Source organism: Pseudalkalibacillus sp. A8 (genome assembly GCF_045920555.1).
Lineage (GTDB): Bacteria > Bacillota > Bacilli > Bacillales > Fictibacillaceae > Pseudalkalibacillus.
The window spans coordinates 2,966,423-2,987,457 of sequence record NZ_CP174509.1 but is presented as its reverse complement, the minus strand read 5'-3'; the positions used below and the strand labels follow the sequence as shown (position 1 = coordinate 2,987,457).

Here is a 21,035-nt window from a genome sequence, read left to right as displayed (position 1 = left end):
AATAATCATTCCACTTCGCTAGACTTGGGGCTGTTCCTCCACTCCCATTACAGGAGATTCCTAGGTCATACCCCTACCCTCACAAGAATAAATGCCTTTCAGTATGATCTTTATGGCAACCGTTTCGGATAACAGTCCTTTATTTCAACGTTCCTTGCTTTCCAAGTCCCTTACAACGTAGCTATCCATTCTAGAATTAGGTGCTTCCTATAAGCCTGTGAGCTGGATATCGCCTTTGTTCGATATAGCGTGTTTCAGAGGGCGCACTTTTACTCCACACCACTCACGTCATCGTTGGATGACACATAAGTTTCCCCATGTTTTAAATCTAGACCTGTACATTCGGAAGTTCGTCAGTTCCTTTCTCAAAGAACATTCTCACCATATCTAGTTTTTCAGCCGTGCGGCATATCCGTTGGCATACCTTTCTGGCTTCAGCCTTCGTTCTGCCGAATCTACCTGTGCTTCATACCCTATAACCTGTCAGTTATAACGCATGCAGGAGTATTGACGGGATGGTTTCAAGAAACATGGCTCCATCATTCCCATCCTCCGTTGTAAAGTTGAAGTCTAAACTGTTAAACTCCCTGTATTTTCGCGCAGTAATGCGCTTATAACAGAACTTGTCGCGCGCACCCTTTAATTGAATAATTCGTCTTGATTGTAAAAGTTTATATTCGATATCCGACTGAACGGGCGAGTCGTGCCAACCCACCGAATAATGCTCTTTGAAATATGATAGGAGGTCCTGCTATATATCCATCTATACACTCCCATGCCATCCCTAACCATAATGGATTCCGAGGAACGCCTTTCGAATTTAATCGGTTTTGTTTGGTTAATTTGTGCATGAGCTTGAACATGTTCCAATGATTCCCTGGTGGTCGAATTTCATGGATTGCTATCAACTGATCTCCACTCTCGTTCCAGAATTGATGCACCTGTTCGGGAAGAACCTTTATATGTTGGCCAGGTCCAAGAACCTGTTCCGTGCCATCTACTATGAAGCGCATCATCCCTTCCTTAACCGTAAATGATTCCGTCAGAACTGGATGCCAATGTGGGCCGTTCATTGCACCTCTTTTCATTACCAAATGTTCAACAATCAAGTACTCCCCTTGTTCATCTGTACCTTGATCTAGAAGTGTAATTGTCGTTCCGTCCGGATGAACGAGTACCTGTTCCATAGTTCTATTCAATCGATCCACCCCTATTCAGCTTCCATTATATCTCATAATTGAAATTAATGAACATTTATATAGAGGTTTGGTTATTCAATTATTTGGCCCTTTTGTGGCTAAATATAGGAACCTCTTATTCCAGAATCCTGGCCTTTAGCTAAAGAAGTGGCTGCAAAAAACATCTGGTACGATTGCAATAGGATTAGTTTTATCAGAGGTGATCAATCAGATTATTCGAAAGGCTAGTCTTAGGAAGAGCATTCAGTAACATTTTTGGATGTTATTACCTAAGAATAAATTCATTAAAATTCTTAACCATTTATTCTGTCTCATGTATAATGTTTTTCATCACTTATAGAGAGGTTTTTATTATGAATTCATTTATTAAAGATCAAATTGGATTATTTCAAGAACGTAATCAAAATCGTGGTCGTCTTTTAGTTAGTTGTCCAGACCAACCTGGAATTGTTTCGACGATTTCAAAGTTTTTGTATTCACATAATGCAAATATTATTGAATCAAGCCAGTACTCAACAAATCCTGAGGGCGGGACTTTTTTTATTCGTATCGAATTTGAATGCCGGGGTTTAAAAGAAAAAGCTAAGGATATGGAGCTGCAGTTCTCTGGAATAGCTGAGGAGTTCTCAATGGAATGGAATTTAACTCACGTTTATAAAGTGAAAAAAGCGGCGATCTTTGTATCAAAAGAGCTCCACTGCTTACTAGAGCTTTTATGGGAATGGCAAAGTGGTGATTTAATGGCGGATATTGCCCTCGTTATTAGTAATCATGAGGAAGCGAGAGATGTGGTTGAATCACTTGATATTCCATTTTATTATATTCCAGCAAATAAGGATATTCGCGAGCAAGTTGAAGAGCAACAATTACAGCTGCTAAAAGAGTATGATATTGATTTAATCGTATTGGCTCGTTATATGCAGATCTTAACACCCAAGTTTGTAGCAGCAAACCCTAATAAAATTATTAATATTCATCATTCATTCCTACCAGCGTTTATTGGGGCAAGGCCTTATGAACGAGCATATGGACGCGGTGTAAAATTAATTGGAGCAACATCACATTATGTGACAAATAATCTTGATGAAGGCCCAATTATCGAACAAGATATTAGCCGTGTTGATCATAGAGATGATGTTGATCGGCTTAAAAAAATCGGTCGTTCAATAGAAAGAAGTGTGTTGGCCAGAGCAGTAAGATGGCATTTGGAGGATCGTATCATTGTTCATGAAAATAAAACGATTGTATTTTAATGTAATCCGCTTTTTTATGGGGATTTGGATTGGATATATTGTACAGAACTAGCCTTAATGTTGTTGAACAAGGTCAGTTCTTTTTTGCACATTGGGAACTACTGATTGAGGAAGCATTAATGGACTTTAATCTATTTTTAACATAGCCGCATTCTTCCGTTGAAAAATGCGGCTGTTTCAAAAGTTAGTTCTTTACTTTTCTCATTCGCCCGACCAGTACACACAAAATTTATGATTGATTAAAAAGTTCTTTACCGTTATGCCACTATCGCGCCAGATAGCTGAATATCATCTGTGTTTTCATTACTCTAAATGTACTCTTGGAAGGTGCCGTTGAAATCACCAAACAACAGCAGTTCACTTCCGAAACTGAACAACAGACAGGATCGGAGATCTCACCAATATTAAGATCTATTGGTTTTAAATGCTTTTCAATTCCCTTTTATCTTTTGTAGTCAGTTTTGTAGTGTAACAATACGTTTCCTGATCGAAACTCTCTTGTTTCTAACAATTTAAGGTTCCTTTCTTTAACATCTTTAAATAGTGGTTTTCCCTCTCCTGCAACAACTGGAGTGACTATAAATAAATATTCATCAATTAAGCCTTCGTTCGTAAGTTGCTGTACGATTGTACCGCTCCCCATGATAAGTATATCAGAACCTTCCCCATCTTTTAGTTTCCGTACCACTTCTGCAAGATTCCCGTCATATAGTTTAGTGTTTTCCCAAGTAACTTCTTTCAGTTGTTTCGAAAAGACGACCTTGGTCATTTTGGTTAATTCTTCGGCCACGGCCTTCATCTCTTTGGGCGCATTGAGATCATTCAATACAGGGACCCAACTGCGCTCAAAACCCCGATATGTTATTCCACCCAAGATAAGTGTGTCAACATCCCCCTTGTCGCCGGCACGTACAGCTTTGTCAACTTCAGAATCCTGCACAAACCAATCCATTCCAAAGGTGGCATCATTTAGACTGGCAAAATATCCATCAACCGAAACTCTGTTTAACATGATCACTTTTCTCATCAATACTACCTCCTTCATTTATAAGTACATATTACTACCGCAATTACTGTAATAATTGTATAATCCCGTCGATCTAGACTAAATAAGAAGATCCGATTTGATCGTGGTGGAAGTCGTTAACCTTTTGAGATATACTCTTCGGAGTAATTCCGGAAAATACTTTAATGTCACGAATAAAATGAGATTGATCATGAAAATGGAGAGCATAAGCAACGTCACCAAGCCGCTCGTATTGGCCAGTATCCATCAGCCTTATGGCTTCGTTAAACCGTTTTACTCGTATATAAAATTGAGGTGAAACGCCTACGTTCTGCATAAACTTTTTTTCAAGCTGGCGTTCTGATATATGCAAATGTTCCAGCAAATCTTTTACTTTTACGGACGTGGAATTAATGTTTGTGTGGATGAAACGTAGGCTTTCTTCTACTAATGTATCACAGGGCTGGGCTGATTTGAGTCTGGCCAATAAAAAGTTTGTAAGATGCGTTATACATTCCTGAATATTATTAGACTCGATCAACTGAGTGTTAAGGTCTTCAGCAGCAAATTCATTAAATCCCATAGATCCATTGGTTAGTGTCGATGCGTCTATATCAAATAGTGTTTTCAGGGCGTGAGGTTTTAAAACTGCTTGTATCGTAGTGAACGGCCCACTTTTGAAATTCATAACAGCAAGCTCTGTCACCTGTCCGTATATATATAATGTGGGCATACGCACAATACGCCCTGAGTTGGTGACTATATTTTTGATTGCAGACTGACAGTTGTTATGTTGAAAGACAATACCTGGTAACCCATTTGGACATACTTTTATCGCCAATCCTTCCGTACCGGCGTATTCGGCAACCCTAAAGTATTCAATATCGTTTCTTAAGGCCTCCCGTGGTGGAAAAACGGTAAATGTAGGTGAGTTCACGTTATATGTTTTAGTCATTCGGTTCATTGTAATATCCCCCTTTGGCAGTACTCGTGCATCATTAGTGCTAAAACAGTTTATTTTATTAGATGCTACGGACAGGGAATCCTCTATTTTCTTAAATATGCTCCAAAATGGCCGTTTTTTTATGCATTAGCGGCTCGTGTGTCCATCAGTTCCCAAAAATGTCGCTTTTTTATAAATAGCGGAATCTCAGTCCGTTAGCAGGAAAATAATAAACTTCCCGCCCTATTCCACAATACGGCTTTAACGTCCTAACTTGCAATTCCAGATAAGCCAATTAATTCCCTTCTTTACTTCAGAATATGGCCATTATGTAGAATAACTTTATAATCCATTTATTCCATTAAACTGCACTTTAATTGAATAAAGAAGTTTGTTTAATTTAGAGCTTTATCACTAATTTACTCGATGGAAAACTTTTTCGGCGTAATTGTCCTGTTTAAAACATTAGATATCTATGTCAAATTTGATGCAATTGTAAAAGACTTTTGCCTATCTCATTTCCAATAAAGAATAAATAACATAATTATATACAGGGGAGGAGGTGAAGGTAACGATCGATATAAATCAACTATTTTGGATTTCCATAGGTGCAGGTCTTACCCTTTTCGTTGAAACCTTGGGCTGGCTCTATTGGCGTTATTGGGGTGCGGGATCGATCCGAGATTATGTATCAGAAGAAGAGGAGCCGGATGGGGATTACCGCATTATCCGCAAGATTAAATCGCCTATCCAGCAAATCGCCTTGGTCGAAAATCAAGGACAAACGCTGGTCTACGGCAAAGGAGATTTGATGTTTGGCACAATTGAGGCCGAAGAAATTTATGCGGAAGCATTCATCCATGTGCCTATGGCAATAGCAAGAAAAAGAGAAAGGATTCTCATCATCGGCGGCGGTGGCGGGATTACAACAAGAGAAGCGCTGCGCTATCCGGATGTGAAGGAAATAACGACAGTGGACGCAGATGAAATGATGATGAATCTTGGTAAAAATAATGAAGCCCTTGTCAAATTCAATGAAGGGGCCTTAAATCACCCTAAAGTGCGAACAGTTGTAGAAGATGGGAGAGCATTCGTGGAGAGTACCCCTGAAAAGTGGGATGCGATTTTCATAGACATTCCTGAGCCGAGTGAAGAATGTCCTGCACTCAGTCGCCTATTTAGTTGGGAATTTTTTGAACTTCTTAAAGAACGACTTGAACCGGACGGAGTGATAAACGTTTCCTGTCCTTCATTAGCCAAGATACCAGAGTACTTATGGTCTGTACAAGCAACCTTGATGGCGGTAGAATTTTATGTATTGCCCTATCATTTCGATGTCATAGTGGAATATGAAGAAGACTATGGATTTTGTATGGCGACGAACAGTCAGGTACTGGCCGATAATATCTCCATTCCTATTCCTACACGTTTCTTATCCCCGGAGAGACTTCAAGATATGGTCTACATCCCCTATAACTATGCTTTAACGATTTCCAAAGAGAGTCTCATCTTTTTAACCCAATACCATATGGTTAAAAAAGTTAGAAACCGATCATTTCTCTTAAAGAATAGCGGTTCTTTCTACTAACTTTTATCTTTAATTTTGAGAAAAACAGGGATTATCATTTTCTTAACCTTGCTACTCAAAAACCTAAATCATTAAATTTTTAGGTCGAATTTTGGTCAAGCATCACTTGCAAATGAAATCATTAATTTGATCCAAAAATAAAAACCCCTGATACCAATGGTACCAAGGGATTATGGAAATTAGTATAGTTTGGATATATTGTTCGCGTTCCCAAGGATGGACTTGTGTACGGAACATGTTTTATAAGAAAACCTATCATCTTTATTCAAGATCATTGATATATCAATGTTTATTTTAAAAAGGGAATCAAATACTTTCAATCCAAATCAAATTTTTGTGGGTGTTTTGTGGGTGGATCCGTGGGTGAATTAAAAGATAGGCGTTGATTGTGGTCATATGGTTTTTATACTGTTGTACATCATGGAAACGACGAATTAGAAAGTTCGTCTATAATTAATATAAATCTGAGTTGGAACGGAATTTGGCACGAAAATGGCACGTTCTTATCCATACATCTCTCACAGTATTGTAATGTTTTATCAAATCCTAAATTAGCTATTTGTAAAAGTAGGAATACTCACATTGTATTAATTTCTTCCCCACTTTCTTGCTTTATCTATTTGTAAATATGATGTAGTTTGTAATAACTGGTACAGTGCCATAGCTGATAAAAGGTAAATATACGTTTATAATTGGAAGCACACCGAAAGTCATGCCTATATTAAAAGCAAATGGTACTGTAAATAAAGTGATTGGATCCTACAAGTAATAGCTTTCCGAAAGGATCTTTAATGATGGTTAGTATATATAACATACGGATTAATATTAAGGTAAGTAAAATAATTAAACCATTAGTAAAAAACCATCCCAGCGAATAAGTTAACGTTGCAAATACAAAATCAGTATGTGCCTAAGGAATAATAAATATATCTCTAGTCAACGAATTGCCAAACCATGTATCATTAGTCAATAGTTCTTTTACTTTTACTTCAATAAATCCATCATGCTTGAAGGACTGATTTCCCAGTCATCATATAAACGCAATGATTCCTACCAATAACCTACCCAAATCATCATTAGAGGAACATGAATCACAGAAACCTCTGGATTTACGAGATTCTATTTAACCGTCATTTGTTGATTTTTTATATACGTGTTTTGGAAGTATTGATAAATCACCACTCATGGAAATGGATGAGGATGTGGATTTAGCTGTTTAAGCGTCAAGGGTTGTTGCACATACCCGAGTTCCATAGGTACCTTCAATACCCTTTCAAGCCCTGACAAACGGGTAAATTGATGTCCGAACGTCATTGGCAACATCCCCGGAATCAGCACTTTCACACAACGAAGCCCATTCCGGTCGATTTCCGGTGTCGTCTGATTTACAACGATTACCTCGAGATTCAACCGGTGGAACACCTTGAGAATGTCCTTCAGGTTGCTGGTCAGATCCGGCTGCCTACGATGCGCCTTGAATTCCTCGTTAAATTTTCGCAATGGTCGGTTTTCATCCAGTAAAAATTGCAGGCGCTCCTGTGCTTGCGGCAAACTGTAAAGCATGGAATGGTCATCCATCTTTTGCACAAGGAAAGGATCGGTTACCATACGTTCATACTTATCCTGATTCGCCATAAATTTGTTATTAATCATACCTATAGAGCTTGATAACTCATGAATTACACTTTTCACCGCCCGTACTGGATCTAGATGAGCTCCAGCTGCACATATGAGATTGGCTCCCTGTTGTTTTCTGTTCTTTGCTACTGCCCAGACACTTGGTATCCTATTCTCCATCGTCGTATTAAATAAATATAGATCAAAACTCGTCACATACTGGAAACGGTCTACCATCAATTTTAGTTCCTGGTCGTCAGTCGAATAGGGGTCAAGTCTTGGGACAGGAAGTTGCGCGTACCATGTCATTAGGAATGAATCGCGTTCAACCACTTCCATAATGCCGTAGAAAATAGCCTCCTCTAAACTTCCACCCAAGGCGCATCCGTTGGAAGATTCAAATACAAAGGCATCATAAAAACTTGATCCGTAATAGGCGAGTGTCTGTGGAACCAGAATGGAACGCTCTTGTAAAAACGAATAACCCCATACCCAATCGATTGGGCGGTCAGGATCAAACGGTTTAAACGGAAAATCAGGCCGTTCATATTGTTCCTCCGTATGTAACCCTGTCTTGGCTGGATGAAGTGCCTGATCTGAAAGATTACAGAAGCTGTCACGGATCACCGTCCGTTTGCCATGTGGTTTAAGGCCACAGTAACGCTCGAGTCCCTCTAAAATAGCTGTTAACTCACTTTTGATATAGGAATGAGTACGTCCACCTCCTGCCACATCCTCCGTAAACAACGGTAGATTCACACTCGTATCCGCAAACGTCGACAAGACGTCAATTCTTTTTCCATTTAAAATCCCCGTCCGATAATCCAGATAATCATTGATAAGAAATTCGCCCAAATCATCCATAGAGCGGCAGCGATAGCTATCCAAGTTAATCTTCGGACTTGGTTGTAGCGAAATTCGGGCCACTTTTGATGAATCATCCGGCAATTGTCCACAAAACGAGCACAGTGGATCGGGTAGAAAGAAATGCTGAGAGCTCTTTAGCGTTTTCAGGTTAATCAACAACAGCCTTTCTTCCAATTGAGGCCATCTAACATGCAATAGTCTCTGTGTCTCCGCTACTAATAGATGAGCCATTTGTTTAAGGCCGGTACGGGATGCCCATGCGTTACGTATGATTCCCCCGTAAGCTCCCTCTGTCTGTTGCATTCCCCACATTTCTTTGCGATCGAGTCCTGCCTTTATATATCTTAAGTCCGCACACTGTGAACAACCTGGCATACTCGGGCGAACAAGTGGCCCTATCACCCCTTTGCCAAATGAAACGAAACCGCGCAGCCAATGGATGCCAGCTGATTTAAATATCTCTTCCGCCTCACGATGAATGTGGGGTTTCCAAGTATCGTTTAATACCAGAGCTAATTCCGTAGTTTCTGGTACTCCACTCCTCAAATCAGTACGACGAATGACCTGGCACTGGCCGGTCAGTACTTCGTCCACAAACTCCGCCAATAATCCTTCTCCAAATACCACAACAGCACTCACCTAGATGCCTCCTCTCGCAAAAGTACACCAAATACTCCTGTTAGTGGCTTTTTTAAAAATGGTTCTAGTGCAAGATCCAATACCAAAAGCCTTTTGTGGTTCCTTTTTAAGACCTGTATGGCGGTCTGCAAAATCTGCAATCTTCCTGTCTCCTCACAAGCAGTGATCACAAGACTTTGTTGCTCTGTTTTTTGAAGAAGAACAGACGAAACCCCCACCGCTTGGGCCCCTCTATTTTGTTCGATAGACACTGCCTGTTGTAAAGCTTTCTGCAACGCTATTGTTACATTCATTCCTGTACTGCTATACCAGCGATCTCCAGTACCGACCCATACCACTGGGAATCCACACACTTCCTCTCCCAAACCGATATTCGGTACTCCTTTTATCCTGGTTAATGCTCGTAAATAAAACTGGCAACGTTTATCTTCTACAGATTTTAAACGCACTAGGAAGACAAAAGGCTCTTGACTTGCCAGTTGTTTATCCAGTTGTTTGTCCAAACATTTTTGCAACCCGCGATATATACCATCAGTAACGGTATCCCCTGCTCCTACGCCTATAGCCTCTTGAAGGTCTACTATTCTACTCCCTGTTTTATGGTATGAAGGAAGTGTTATACTGACTTGACCGATCATACGTGATACATATGACTCAATTCCAGACAGGCCTGCTTCTCTGCGTGCTTCCTCATGCGTTATCCCTGTACAGATCATTTCCTGCAAAAGCCCGGCTGGTCCTTCTGACAGCGGGTCGGCAACTTGAACACGACACTGAGACAAGGGAAGTTGCTTTAAATCCCCCTCCTCCCAACTATGGAAAATACCTGATTCTGCCGATGTCAAAAAGCTGTAATAAGGAAATAATCCGCTCGCCTCGCTTTCCGAGCTTTGTACGAGTAGCCTATCGAGATCTTGAATCCATTCAGCTGCCATACGTCCAGTTACTAGCGGATGCGGGATGAACGAATGCCAATCTCCTTCAAAAGTCTCCAGATTCAGCATGAAAAATCGATTATTCCGTTCCGTTTCTGTTATACCTGTAACCGCCTTAAACATTTCAAATACGATTATATTCGTCAATATTGCTCCTGCAGTGGAAGAGAAGGTATGCTGTGAATCTTTGCAAATCGCGGACTGATGTATGCGGCGCCACACTGACTCCCAGCACCCTTCAGAATCCGGTTGTACCAGTGGACCCGCTAAACCCACCTGCTGAAGAATCGTAGCTGGGACAAACACCTTTTTCTCCTCTCTGCAAATTGTTTGAAGAAGCCGTAATTTCTTGATATCTTCTTCCTGTGAAACATACAAAACAATATCAAACGGCTGTAAAACCTGCCGCCAAGAACCTATTTTATCATTTTTCAAGGCAACCTCCGCCACCATGACCTCGGGATCCGTTTTTTTAGCATGGGCAACTAGCTCTACCAATCGATGCTTCCTAGTCGGTACTGAGTCTGTAATCAACATGTGAAACTTTGGAAGGCCAGATTCTAGCAAGGATGAAACTAAAGAAATAAAAAATGGGCCTGATCCAACAGCCAACACTTTCGACTGACGATAGGTCTGAAAACGATACGCACCAGAATCACTTAAATTTTCCAATAACTCAATCTGAGAAGCATACTTTTGTAACACTTTCTCCGATAATTGATGAGGACGATCTTTGGTTACATCCCGTACAAATCCGTTTTTCTTTAACATTTCAGCGATTTTATATACCTGGTCCTTGTATTGTAACGGTAATCCTTCAGTTAAGTTCTCTAATGTGTGTTCCCCATTAAACATCGGTATCAGTTTTTCAACCCACTTATCGATGTTCATGCCTTCTATTCGAAACGAACATAAATTGTTTCGAAAATATACACCACCATTCGGATCAGCAATAAAAAAAATATCTCCTTTCACTTTCAGACGCATAGAAGGGTCTAATTTTGTCATTCTTTACCTCCTGACCATGAGGAAATTTCATCCCACTTCACGCTCGGTATTATTCTATGCTCTACCTGGTTGTCCTCTTTCATTACTAAGTGAAGAGGAAGTACCCCTGCTTACTGAAAAACTTGATACAGGGGTGACCTCCACAGGTAAATAAAATTTCCGCAAGAAATATTGTCAATGACCATCACCTCAACCATTTCGACTATGACAATGTCCATGGCAATGATGAGACTGACTATGGCAGTGGTGACAATGTGCATGGCAGTGATGACAATGTGCATGGCAGTGATGAGATTGACCATGACAGTGGTGACAATGTGCATGGCAGTGATGAGATTGACCATGACAGTGGTGACAATGTGCATGGCAATGATGAGACTGACCATGACAGTGGTGACAATGATAAGATTGCTCATGACAATGATGACAATGCGAACCACTGAATTGTTGACCCATATCATCATCGTCCCAAGGTGTCATCTGAGCTTCTCTTAATTCGTCAACGCTCAAGTTCCGAAGTTCCTTTTTGAAATTGTCCATTTATACACCCCCCCATTTTAAAACAATAAGTTCTACAACAATACTTTTAGAGCATGGTCGAATGAACATTTGATGGAGGTCTTAAATGCCTTTTCTTCGACAGATCGGATTCTCCCATTATGTTGCTTCGTGTTACTTTATGCTAAAAAAGATGAAAGGAGGCTTTTACTACAAAAAATAGGCTGAATTTTAAGTATTGTTGAATCGAGATTTAATAGAATTGTCTTAGAAGAGCTGGTAGAATCCGAGTAACTTCTATTAGTATTGCAACAAATCATTTCTATTTTAGAGGAATCAGAGGATTTCTAATGATTTAGATAAGGTTAGATGCTGGGGAATATGCTAGTCCAGGAGACTATTTTGGGTGTAATAAGGCTTGCGTTAACATGTTTTGAACAAACCATAATCGAGAATGGGCCTATACAATAAAGAAAGCCAGTATACAATAGCTGAATTTAAGCGGGAGGTTTACGTGATTTACCTTTTTGTCAAGTAACTTAAAATGATACACCAGATAAACGATAAAGGCAGCTGCTACAAAATCCACTCCATGATTGACCTCCAACTGTTAAACCAATCCAACAATTATAGATTGCCATAAGCTGGAGTAATCTACTTTTTGGAAAGATCAAGTGAGCTATTATAAAGTGACCGGACATTCAACTAATTTTATTAGAAAACCTTTCAAGAACATCCTCCCTTCTTTCAAGTTTCCATAGCCTTTTTCCAACTATTATAGTATTCAGTAAACTAAATATCTCTTCTCCATATACGGAAGGTTTAATGTTTCCAAAGTAGTTTAATTATGAAAAACTGTAAACAGATTGAAAAACTTCTTATCATGGGTATCTTTTCAATTGAATTGCCGGTATTCCCGGCATTTTTTATTTCTTCCGTTTCTTGATAAACATATCAGGCATATGAATGTTGAATGGCCTGTTGGTTATCCTAATCTTTAACGAAGTTGGGTTAGGAGTGAATTTATGGATGAATTATTGTATTTGATTGCTTTGATTGTCGGACTTGTTGGTGTTTGGAGTATTTACAACTATAGTAAGCAGAAGCGGTTTGCTATTATACAGAAGAAAAAGAGAAACGATGAAAGTTAGAATGAAATTTACCCTTGAACAGTAATTCATCCCAACTGAATTGTGGTTATCAATCGTTCCACCCCTTGCTGCAATTGTTATGGCCATTGGACAAAACAAGTAATACCATCATTACTCGTTGGATTAATGGATTGGAAGTTTGTTATACACCGGTAGTATATTTGAATCATTAGACCAAACCATCAGTTATATTTCGGGAGTGTTAACGGACACCGGCAACTTGGACGTTCTACTTTTCCTTTACGCCTTTAGCGGAATGGTCGCTTTAATTCAAGTTTCAGGTGGTGTTCAAGCCTTTGCCTCCCTGATTTCCAAATACATTAAAGGACCTAATCAAACCCTATTGATGTCCTGGGCGCTATTACCGATTACATTCATGGACTGTGGATTTCGTGTCGTAGCGGGTGGTGCAATCATCAATCCTTTGGCAAAACGGTTTAATGTAGCAAAAGAACGACTTGCTTATATGCTAAATAATTCAGCAAGCACAGTAATTGTTCTGATTCCGATGGCAACTACTTTTATTGGCTATACCACTGGTGTGATCAGTAAAAGAATGGACGCAGCAAATTTGGGAGGTGCGCCGATCACCATCTTTCTTCGTTCATTACCCTTTCATTTTTTTAGCTATGTTTCTATTTTGATTGTCTTGTTCTCTCTTATCCCTGCTTTTAATTTTTCGCGAATGAAAAGTTTAATGGGACAAGATGATGGGAACAAAGAAAAACAAAATCCAGAACGTAATCATGAGTATGCCATTGAATTTTCTGAAGAAATGGACGGAGACAAAGAAAACCATCAAAAAGCCGATACTGCTAAAGATCAGATGGGAGTGGCAATGAACGGGAAAGAGGATGACATGAAGGGGATGAAAATGGGCATGGAACATGATGAGCCTGCCCTAAAGCCTCGGCTTTTAAATCTTGTCGTTCCGATTCTCATCCTGATTCCACTTAGTTTTATTTTGATGTGGCAAAGTGATAATCCATCAAGAATGATGTTATTGGCTTTATTGATTACAATTATTGCTTCTGTTGGATTGTATATCATTCAAGGGTTAAAGCTAAAAACGATTATGGATCGTTTTATTAAAGGCGGAAATAAACTCATGACAACGAACTGGATTATGCCCGCTTTGCCGACATATGTGGTGGCATGGGCTATCGGGTTGAAAAGCCGGATGAACTGGTTCCTGCATTACAACAAGCTATAGCACAAAATAAACCTTGTATCATAGATGTTGTTGTAGATGCCAATGAAGCTCCTTTACCAGCAAAAATAACATTTGGACAAGCTACAGGCTATGCAAAACATATGTTCAAAGAATTAATTTGAAGAAGGAAAAATCGATAAACCACCCTTATAGTGGTTAATTATGAATTAAAATTTGTAAGTGTCTAAATCAAGATACACGACCCAAAGACAGGTAATTAAATGATATACCTGTTAAAAATAAAAGGCCTCAAAAACGAGGCCTATGCATAAGGGGGGTCTTATAAGGTTTTACTTCGTTTTGTGGTCGTTATCAAGAGATTCCATGAAGTCGCCGCAAGACTTCATCATCTTCTGGCCCTCAGGTGAATTCATGGCCTCCATCATTTTAGACATGTTTTCATTGCCATCCATCATTCCATTACCATTCATCATCCCATTGCCATTCATCATCCCATTGCCATTCATCATGTTCATAGTACCTTCAGCAGATCCAGCCTGTCCTACTACCAATAGGGTAGCTAAAGTAAATGAGAAAACCAGTGTAAATTTTTTGATTTTCACGGTTTACCCTCCTTTCTTCCAATACAATTTCAGTATAAACAACAAGTTTGTAAAATCTGTGAAGTTTAAATGATATCCTGAAAAAACTGGTTCTTTAATTATTTTATTGATTAATACTAGCTGTGCTAATCTTTACGTTGTAAAATCTTTTTCTTTTCCTCATATTCTTGTTCAGTGATTTCACCTTGAGCAAACCGTTCACGAAGAATTTCTAGTGATGAATCTTGCTTCTTTTCAAAGGGTTTCATTACCACTAAAATGATCCCATAAATAATAAACCCTACAATAAGAATCGTAAGAATCATGTTAAGGATACCCCAGCCCATCATCATTTGAATCTCTCTCCTTATTTATTGTACATTTACAATAACTGTTTTCCTCTTAGAAAAGGTTTTAAAAAAAGTTATCCTTATTCTAACGTTTTACTTTCACCTTTGTCGGCAATTTTATTCCATGATTCGCCACGATCTTGTGTCACATATATATCCTTATTCCCAGTTGCTAAAGCGATTGTTCTGGGATCAGTAGGGGCTTGTGCTAGGTACATGATGGAATCTTCTTTTTCTACTGGATTGAACAGTGTTTTTTGTTCATCAGATTCAAGATCATATGTGACCAGCATGATGCCTTGATCCTGCAATTCATCGATACCAGCTCCTCCGACCAATAAGTTTCCTTCTATACTGAATGTAATAGCGGTGACTTGAATATCTTCAACCACTTCCTTGAATGTCATTCCTGAATCTGTAGACAGATAAAGTCCTGTCGGCGTTCCAATTGCCACCACGTATTCTTTTGAAGGGTGGACAGCCATCGAGGTAGGATTGCCATCAAGTCCTTTCATATCAGACTTGTTCCAGGACTTCGCATTATCTGTAGAATAATAAAGCCCTACTTCATCCATTTTGGAATTCGGTTTCGGATTGAAGGCGTAAATCGCATGGGATTCAAAACCTACAGCCAGTCCATGGAAATCAATTTCTCCGTATAGATCCAGTGGCTCGAGCGTTTGGTTTGAATTCGTATATTTAACAATACCTAATGGATTTTTCTTATCAGATCCTGGTGCTGGGTGTCCACTGCTGTAAAAACCATCATCAACCTTCGAGAACCCCATAAAATCATGCTTTTCTAAATCGGGAATTGACCATCTGCCATTCTCAAAAGCTTTGATTCCGTCATGAGCGGGTACATAAATTATTTCCCCATTGTTTGAGTATCCGATTCCATGAATATCGGGAAATGACACAGATGTTTCTTCTCCGGAAGAGTTTGTAAAACCTTTTAATGCTAATGAGATGATAAGTATCAAAGATGAAATGATAACGAACCACATATAAAATTTATTTTTCTGTGTCAATCGTTTCCTTAACTCCCTTCCATCTTTTGTTTTTACGGGTGTTTGGGAAATTTTATTTTTTGTAAAAGACATAAGAGCGGAGAATAAAACGATGAAAATTACAGAGATGATCATGGTATATTGAATTAACTCATTAAGTAGCATTTCTTTTTCATGTTGTTGTTCAGTACCATGTGCAAACACGTTTGCTGGTATTAGTGATAGCAGAAAGACAAAAACAGGTGATTTGTAAATTAATTTCATGATTTGGTTCCTTTCTTTTTTTCCCGGATTAATAGAAATAAATAAATGAATCCTACAATCAGCAATGGCAATCCAATCCACATACAGAGGTTCACGAAGGTCATGACGTAGGAATGGATTGATTCAGAGCCCAGCTTATGAGTACCGGATATAGTTAGACAAATAATTCCTATCAAGATGATGAACGTTGCTAAGAACCATTCTCTTGCTTTCATGGTGCCTCCTTATTATCGGAAATAGGAAATGATAATTCGAATAACGTCCCTTTTCCTTCTTCACTTTTTACTGTAATGGTCCCATTTTGTATTTCCACAAGCTGCTTTACAATTGCCAATCCTAAACCGCTTCCCCCAAGCTTTCTAGAGCGGGATTTATCCACACGATGGAAACGATCGAAAATATATGGAAGATCGGCATTGGGAATTCCACTACCTGTATCCTTTATTCGTATTTTGACCACTTGGCGTTCGAACCAAGCTTTTATGGTGATTTTTCCCTTGTTAGTATAGTGGACGGCATTTTCAATAAGATTCGTAATGATCTGCTCAACCCGTCCTCCATCTGCATATATTTCTGGCATATTTTCTTCTACTTCTGTAACTAAAATAAGATTTTTTTTATCAAGTTTAATTTTTATTTTCAATAATGCATATTCAAAGATCTCATTCAAGTCAAGAAAAGATGGATTGAGATCGATTTTCCCTTCTTCCATTTTTGACAAGTCGAACAAATCGTTGATTAATCGGGTCATACGTTGTGTTTCATCTTCGATAATCGAGAGGTATTGTATTTTCTCCTCTTCTGAATTATATAAGCCCTTCTTTAAAACCGTAGAATATCCATTAATATAGGAAATGGGAGTACGCAATTCGTGAGATATATTGGCAAAAAATTCGTTTCTGTTCGTCCGATAATGGTCAATATCTTTTGCCAGATCATTGATTGCTTTTCCCAATGAACCTAATTCGTCATTAGAGTTTAAATTTAAACGGACATCCAAATTTCCTTTAGCAATTTGCCTGGTCGCTTTCTCCATCTGTAATAAAGGATCTGATAATCTTTTAGAAGCGATGAAGGTGAAACCGATTGCAAGTAAAAAAGCACCGATACCTGATAGAATAAGAAGGTCCTTTACTTTTTCAATCGACTCGTTTATCCCTTCAACAGATTCGATGACAAAAAAGGTTCCGATATGTTTTTCTGATTGGTATATCGGTTGTCCCGAGCCAAGATAGACTTCTCCATTCTTTGACCCAATGAATTTTTTTCTCATCGGTTCTCCGGCAGTCAATCGCTTTTTTTCGTCATTTGTAAATGTAGGCTCTTTAATACCGGAATTGACCACTTCCCGAGCCTTAGGATCGATGATATAGATTTCCTTATTCGTCAACTCTGCAAGAGTACCGAACATGCTTAAGATTTTCTTATCATTCAAAGATTGTATGGAGTTAGCATATTTACGGGAAAGTCCATCTATTTCTTCTTGAACCTGGCCATAGTAGAAATTAGTGAAAATTTGACTCGTGACATAACCAAGAGGGAGTAGCACGACTAAAAAAAGGATTAAGATGGTGCCGCCGAGTTTCAGTACGACTTTATTGGATTTCATGTTTCTTCCTCATATTCATTGAATCTATATCCTACTCCCCAAACTGTTTTAATTGCGTTGTAGCTGATTCCCGCTTTGCGAAGTTTATCCCGTACGTTTTTCACATGTGTATCCACTGTTCTCAAATCTCGGAAATCATCGACAGACCAAATATGGTTTAATAGCATATCACGAGTAAATACCCTTTTCGGCTGCTTCGCTATGAGATATAGTAAGTTGAATTCCTTTGGTGTCAAATCAACTCTTTTGTCTTTCACCTTCACTTCTCTACTTTCAAATTTTATGATCAATTCTGGAAGCTCGAATACAGCTCCCTCTTCAGATTCCTTGATGATTTTTTTATTCCTACGTATCAAGGCATTCATTCTGGCAACCAGCTCTTCAGGTGCGAATGGTTTTACCAGGTAGTCATCAGCACCCATATTCAGTCCTTGCACACGATCCTTTACATCATCCCTTGCAGTAAGCATCAGGATAGGGACATCTTTAAATTCACGAATGGTCTTACATACTTGCCACCCATCAATCTCAGGCATCATGATATCTAATATCAAAAGGTCATAAGACCTATTACATACATAATCAATAGCTTCATGTCCATTTGTTGCTTCATCAATTTGGAAGTTTTTACCAGAAAGATAGATCTTTATTAAATTTCTCATGTTCCATTCATCATCAACTACAAGGATACGATTCTTCATATTAAATACCTTCTTTACATTTTCATTGGTTATTTTTATCACAAAAATGCTTTTTCATTAAAAAGCCTTCTTATAATGAAGTTTTTATAATAGCAAATTATAGCTAAGAAATATGAAGAATCTATGAAGAGTGTATCATTTGGAAGATCTTAATACCTTTTTGTCAAAAAATATAAGGTGTCACTTCTAATTGTAATATTGACCTCAGAGTAAAAACCATCTACAATCGATGGTTTTTGTCTTTATATGAAATTTATGGTTGACAACTAAAATTACCTTTGTCCTTTTCCATAGCAGACTTTTAACTATTATGTGCAACTAACCAGACAAATCGTTGCTAATTTACCATTTATTTTTATTTAGTGTCATTTTGAAAACCATTATGATTTACAAAATTCAGTTGAATCAATCTTGATTTATATTAATGTTTATTATCAATTACCTTTAAATAATTGTGCGTTTATGGCGACAACCACAGTACTAAGAGACATTAATACTGCACCTACTGCTGGACTCAGCACAATTCCGATGGGATATAAGATACCAGCTGCAAGTGGAATTGCTATTATATTGTATCCAGTTGCCCACCAAAGATTTTGGATCATTTTTCGATAGGTCGTTTTTGAGAGTTCAATGATAGAAACTACATCTTCTGGATTACTTTTAACCAGGATGACATCGGCGGTTTCCATTGCGACATCTGTCCCGGCTCCGATGGCGATTCCAAGATCAGCATTGGCAAGAGCCGGTGCATCGTTTACTCCATCTCCAGTCATCGCAACTTTTAAGTTCTTCCCTTTGATCTCTTTTATCTTATCAGCTTTTTGATCCGGTAAAACTTCCGCATAAACTTCGTCCAGATTGATTTGTTTTGCAACCCATTGGGCTACTTTATGATTGTCCCCAGTCAGCATGATTGATCGTATATCCATTTCTTTTAATTTGTCTATCGCTCGTTTTGCACTGTCTCTAATTTGATCCGCCAGGGCAATCATCGCGGCTAGTTTATTTTCAATCAGCACAAAAATCACTGTTTTACCCTCTTCAGACATCTGCTCGAACTTCTCAGTATTGTATGTTAAATTGTTCTCTTTCACATAACCGGGGCTGACACCGCTGACTTCTTTACCATCTACTTTTCCAACAAGGCCTTTGCCGGTCATATACTCAAACTCTTCGGGGGACTTTAAAGAAATCTCTCTTTTTTTCGCTTCTTCAACTATCCCATGAGCAATTGGATGTTCTGATTGGTTTTCAAGAGATGCGATCAACTGCAAGACTTCTGTTTCATCATGGTCATTTTCCATGATGATATCTGTCACACCGAATTTCCCTTCAGTTAAAGTCCCTGTTTTATCAAAGACTATTGCTTCTAAGTTTTTTGCTCCTTCAAAACTTGCTCTATTTCTTATGAGCAGGCCTTTCTTGGCTGAAATAGCAGTCGACCTCGCTACGACAAGCGGGGCAGCCAGTCCAAGTGCATGCGGACAAGCGATTACCATGACAGTTACCATTCTCTCAAGCGCATAAGAAAATTCATATCCGATCAACAACCAGATTGTAAGTGTGGAAAAACCTGCTGCCAGGGCTACGTAGAACAGCCACTTTGCAGCCCTGTTGGATAAATCCTGTGTCCTTGATTTAGATTCCTGGGCCTCTTTTACCATATTGACTACCTGAGAGAGGTAACTTTCATTACCCGTTTTATCTACCTTAACGGTGATGGAGCCTTCACCATTGATGGAACCTGCTATCACACCTTCATCTATGTTTTTTTCGACTGGTACAGATTCACCTGTTAACATCGATTCATCAATTGAAGAATGACCTTTGACTATGATCCCATCAACGGGTACCTTTTCCCCTGGTTTGACCAATACCTGATTTCCCTGTTTAAGATCAGCAACGGGGACATCCTCCGTTTCTCCCTTATCGTTGATCAAGTGTGCTTCTGATGGCATCAGTTTCACTAATTCTTCCAGTGCTCTTGACGCTCCCATCACAGACTTCATCTCAATCCAGTGTCCAAGGAGCATGATGTCAATTAATGTAGCCAATTCCCAAAAGAAATTCTTTTCCGCTAATCCAAAAACAGCGAGTGAACTAAATCCGTATGCCACTACGATTGCCAATGCAATCAAAGTCATCATCCCAGGATTCTTAACTTTGACTTCATCAACCATTCCGGTTAAGAATGGCCAACCTCCGTAAAAGAATACGAACGTTGATAACAAGAAAAGGATAAACATATCCCCCGTAAAGTCGATGTGAAAATTGAAGAACTCCTGGATTATAGGGGATAGAATCAATATTGGAACGGTAACCCCTAGTGAAATATAGAACCTTTTTTTGAAATCTTCTACCATATGGGCATGGTGATCGTGGTGGTCATGACCTCCATGGCTTTCATGTTCTTGATAGCCTCCGTGCTTTTCATGATGGCCATCTTGATGGTAAGTGTTTTCATGATCTTTTCCATGTGTAGAATGATGGGAATGGCCTTTTGAATGTTTCATTAATCCTACTCCTTCCATATCTTCTACTTATAATGTGTAATCTAAAGAAAAATTCCACATTAAATTTTAAATACGTTTACTATCTCTATTACTCGAAAGTATTTGTTCTAAACATTAACCCCGTAT

17 protein-coding genes and 2 pseudogenes are annotated in these 21,035 nt (G+C 38.9%); 5 read left to right on the top strand and 14 right to left on the bottom strand.

From position 1 onward, the window contains the following. Window positions 1-671: 671 nt before the first annotated feature. A complete protein-coding gene (locus ACJROX_RS15280) occupies window positions 672-1,199 on the bottom strand; it encodes a cupin domain-containing protein (protein ID WP_408011520.1) in 528 nt (175 codons plus the stop codon). Window positions 1,200-1,552: 353 nt separating this feature from the next. Here ACJROX_RS15280 and purU point away from each other — a divergent pair, with 353 nt between their 5' ends. Then, on the top strand, window positions 1,553-2,452 hold the full coding sequence (gene purU, locus ACJROX_RS15275; protein ID WP_408011519.1) for a formyltetrahydrofolate deformylase: 900 nt from the start codon (window positions 1,553-1,555) through the stop codon (window positions 2,450-2,452). Window positions 2,453-2,894: 442 nt separating this feature from the next. On the opposite strand, the gene ACJROX_RS15270 is transcribed toward purU, so the two are convergent. Together ACJROX_RS15270 and ACJROX_RS15265 are read right to left on the bottom strand one after the other, a co-directional pair. After that, window positions 2,895-3,479: a dihydrofolate reductase family protein gene (locus ACJROX_RS15270; protein ID WP_408011518.1), complete on the bottom strand. Its 585-nt coding sequence runs from the start codon at window positions 3,477-3,479 to the stop codon at window positions 2,895-2,897. 73 nt (window positions 3,480-3,552) lie between these two features. Then, window positions 3,553-4,422 carry a helix-turn-helix domain-containing protein gene (locus tag ACJROX_RS15265; protein WP_408011517.1) on the bottom strand — a complete coding sequence of 290 codons (870 nt, stop codon included), beginning with the start codon at window positions 4,420-4,422 and terminating at the stop codon, window positions 3,553-3,555. A gap of 541 nt (window positions 4,423-4,963) precedes the next feature. Between ACJROX_RS15265 and ACJROX_RS15260 the strand changes: the two genes are divergently transcribed. Continuing rightward, window positions 4,964-5,989: a spermidine synthase gene (locus ACJROX_RS15260; protein ID WP_408011516.1), complete on the top strand. Its 1,026-nt coding sequence runs from the start codon at window positions 4,964-4,966 to the stop codon at window positions 5,987-5,989. A gap of 721 nt (window positions 5,990-6,710) precedes the next feature. Here the strand turns inward: ACJROX_RS15260 and ACJROX_RS15255 are convergent. The 4 genes and pseudogenes from ACJROX_RS15255 to ACJROX_RS15240 all read right to left on the bottom strand — a co-directional run. Then, window positions 6,711-6,887: pseudogene (locus tag ACJROX_RS15255) on the bottom strand (FtsW/RodA/SpoVE family cell cycle protein); the annotation flags it as partial. A gap of 284 nt (window positions 6,888-7,171) precedes the next feature. Next, complete coding sequence (locus tag ACJROX_RS15250; RefSeq protein WP_408011515.1) at window positions 7,172-9,112, bottom strand: TOMM precursor leader peptide-binding protein; 1,941 nt, start codon at window positions 9,110-9,112, stop codon at window positions 7,172-7,174. After that, window positions 9,109-11,055 carry a putative thiazole-containing bacteriocin maturation protein gene (locus ACJROX_RS15245; protein WP_408011514.1) on the bottom strand — a complete coding sequence of 649 codons (1,947 nt, stop codon included), beginning with the start codon at window positions 11,053-11,055 and terminating at the stop codon, window positions 9,109-9,111. The genes ACJROX_RS15250 and ACJROX_RS15245 overlap by 4 nt, the downstream gene beginning before the upstream one ends. 110 nt (window positions 11,056-11,165) lie before the next feature. Further along, window positions 11,166-11,519, bottom strand: a complete 354-nt coding sequence (locus tag ACJROX_RS15240) for a hypothetical protein (RefSeq protein WP_408011513.1) — start codon at window positions 11,517-11,519, stop codon at window positions 11,166-11,168. 1,059 nt (window positions 11,520-12,578) lie between these two features. Here ACJROX_RS15240 and ACJROX_RS15235 point away from each other — a divergent pair. The 3 genes and pseudogenes from ACJROX_RS15235 to ACJROX_RS15225 all read left to right on the top strand — a co-directional run. Beyond that, window positions 12,579-12,704 carry a hypothetical protein gene (locus ACJROX_RS15235; RefSeq protein ID WP_408011512.1) on the top strand — a complete coding sequence of 42 codons (126 nt, stop codon included), beginning with the start codon at window positions 12,579-12,581 and terminating at the stop codon, window positions 12,702-12,704. 256 nt (window positions 12,705-12,960) lie between these two features. Then, on the top strand, window positions 12,961-13,917 hold the full coding sequence (locus tag ACJROX_RS15230; protein WP_408011511.1) for a hypothetical protein: 957 nt from the start codon (window positions 12,961-12,963) through the stop codon (window positions 13,915-13,917). After that, window positions 13,827-14,070: pseudogene (locus tag ACJROX_RS15225) on the top strand (thiamine pyrophosphate-dependent enzyme); the annotation flags it as partial. The gene ACJROX_RS15230 and the pseudogene ACJROX_RS15225, both read left to right, overlap by 91 nt. 137 nt (window positions 14,071-14,207) lie before the next feature. Here ACJROX_RS15225 and ACJROX_RS15220 read toward each other — a convergent pair. The 7 genes from ACJROX_RS15220 to ACJROX_RS15190 all read right to left on the bottom strand — a co-directional run bounded on the left by ACJROX_RS15220 (window position 14,208) and on the right by ACJROX_RS15190 (window position 20,909). After that, entirely contained in the window at window positions 14,208-14,480 is a 273-nt protein-coding gene (locus tag ACJROX_RS15220; protein WP_408011510.1) for a hypothetical protein, read from the bottom strand. A gap of 125 nt (window positions 14,481-14,605) precedes the next feature. Next, window positions 14,606-14,812, bottom strand: a complete 207-nt coding sequence (locus tag ACJROX_RS15215; RefSeq protein ID WP_408011509.1) for an SHOCT domain-containing protein — start codon at window positions 14,810-14,812, stop codon at window positions 14,606-14,608. Window positions 14,813-14,889: 77 nt separating this feature from the next. Further along, entirely contained in the window at window positions 14,890-16,083 is a 1,194-nt protein-coding gene (locus tag ACJROX_RS15210; RefSeq protein ID WP_408011508.1) for a F510_1955 family glycosylhydrolase, read from the bottom strand. Further along, complete coding sequence (locus ACJROX_RS15205; protein ID WP_408011507.1) at window positions 16,080-16,298, bottom strand: hypothetical protein; 219 nt, start codon at window positions 16,296-16,298, stop codon at window positions 16,080-16,082. The genes ACJROX_RS15210 and ACJROX_RS15205 overlap by 4 nt, the downstream gene beginning before the upstream one ends. Next, window positions 16,295-17,692, bottom strand: a complete 1,398-nt coding sequence (locus tag ACJROX_RS15200) for a sensor histidine kinase (protein ID WP_408011506.1) — start codon at window positions 17,690-17,692, stop codon at window positions 16,295-16,297. The genes ACJROX_RS15205 and ACJROX_RS15200 overlap by 4 nt, the downstream gene beginning before the upstream one ends. Beyond that, window positions 17,689-18,393, bottom strand: coding sequence for a response regulator transcription factor (locus ACJROX_RS15195; protein ID WP_408011505.1), 705 nt, complete (start codon window positions 18,391-18,393; stop codon window positions 17,689-17,691). The genes ACJROX_RS15200 and ACJROX_RS15195 overlap by 4 nt, the downstream gene beginning before the upstream one ends. A gap of 434 nt (window positions 18,394-18,827) precedes the next feature. Then, complete coding sequence (locus ACJROX_RS15190; protein WP_408011504.1) at window positions 18,828-20,909, bottom strand: heavy metal translocating P-type ATPase; 2,082 nt, start codon at window positions 20,907-20,909, stop codon at window positions 18,828-18,830. Window positions 20,910-21,035: the final 126 nt, after the last annotated feature.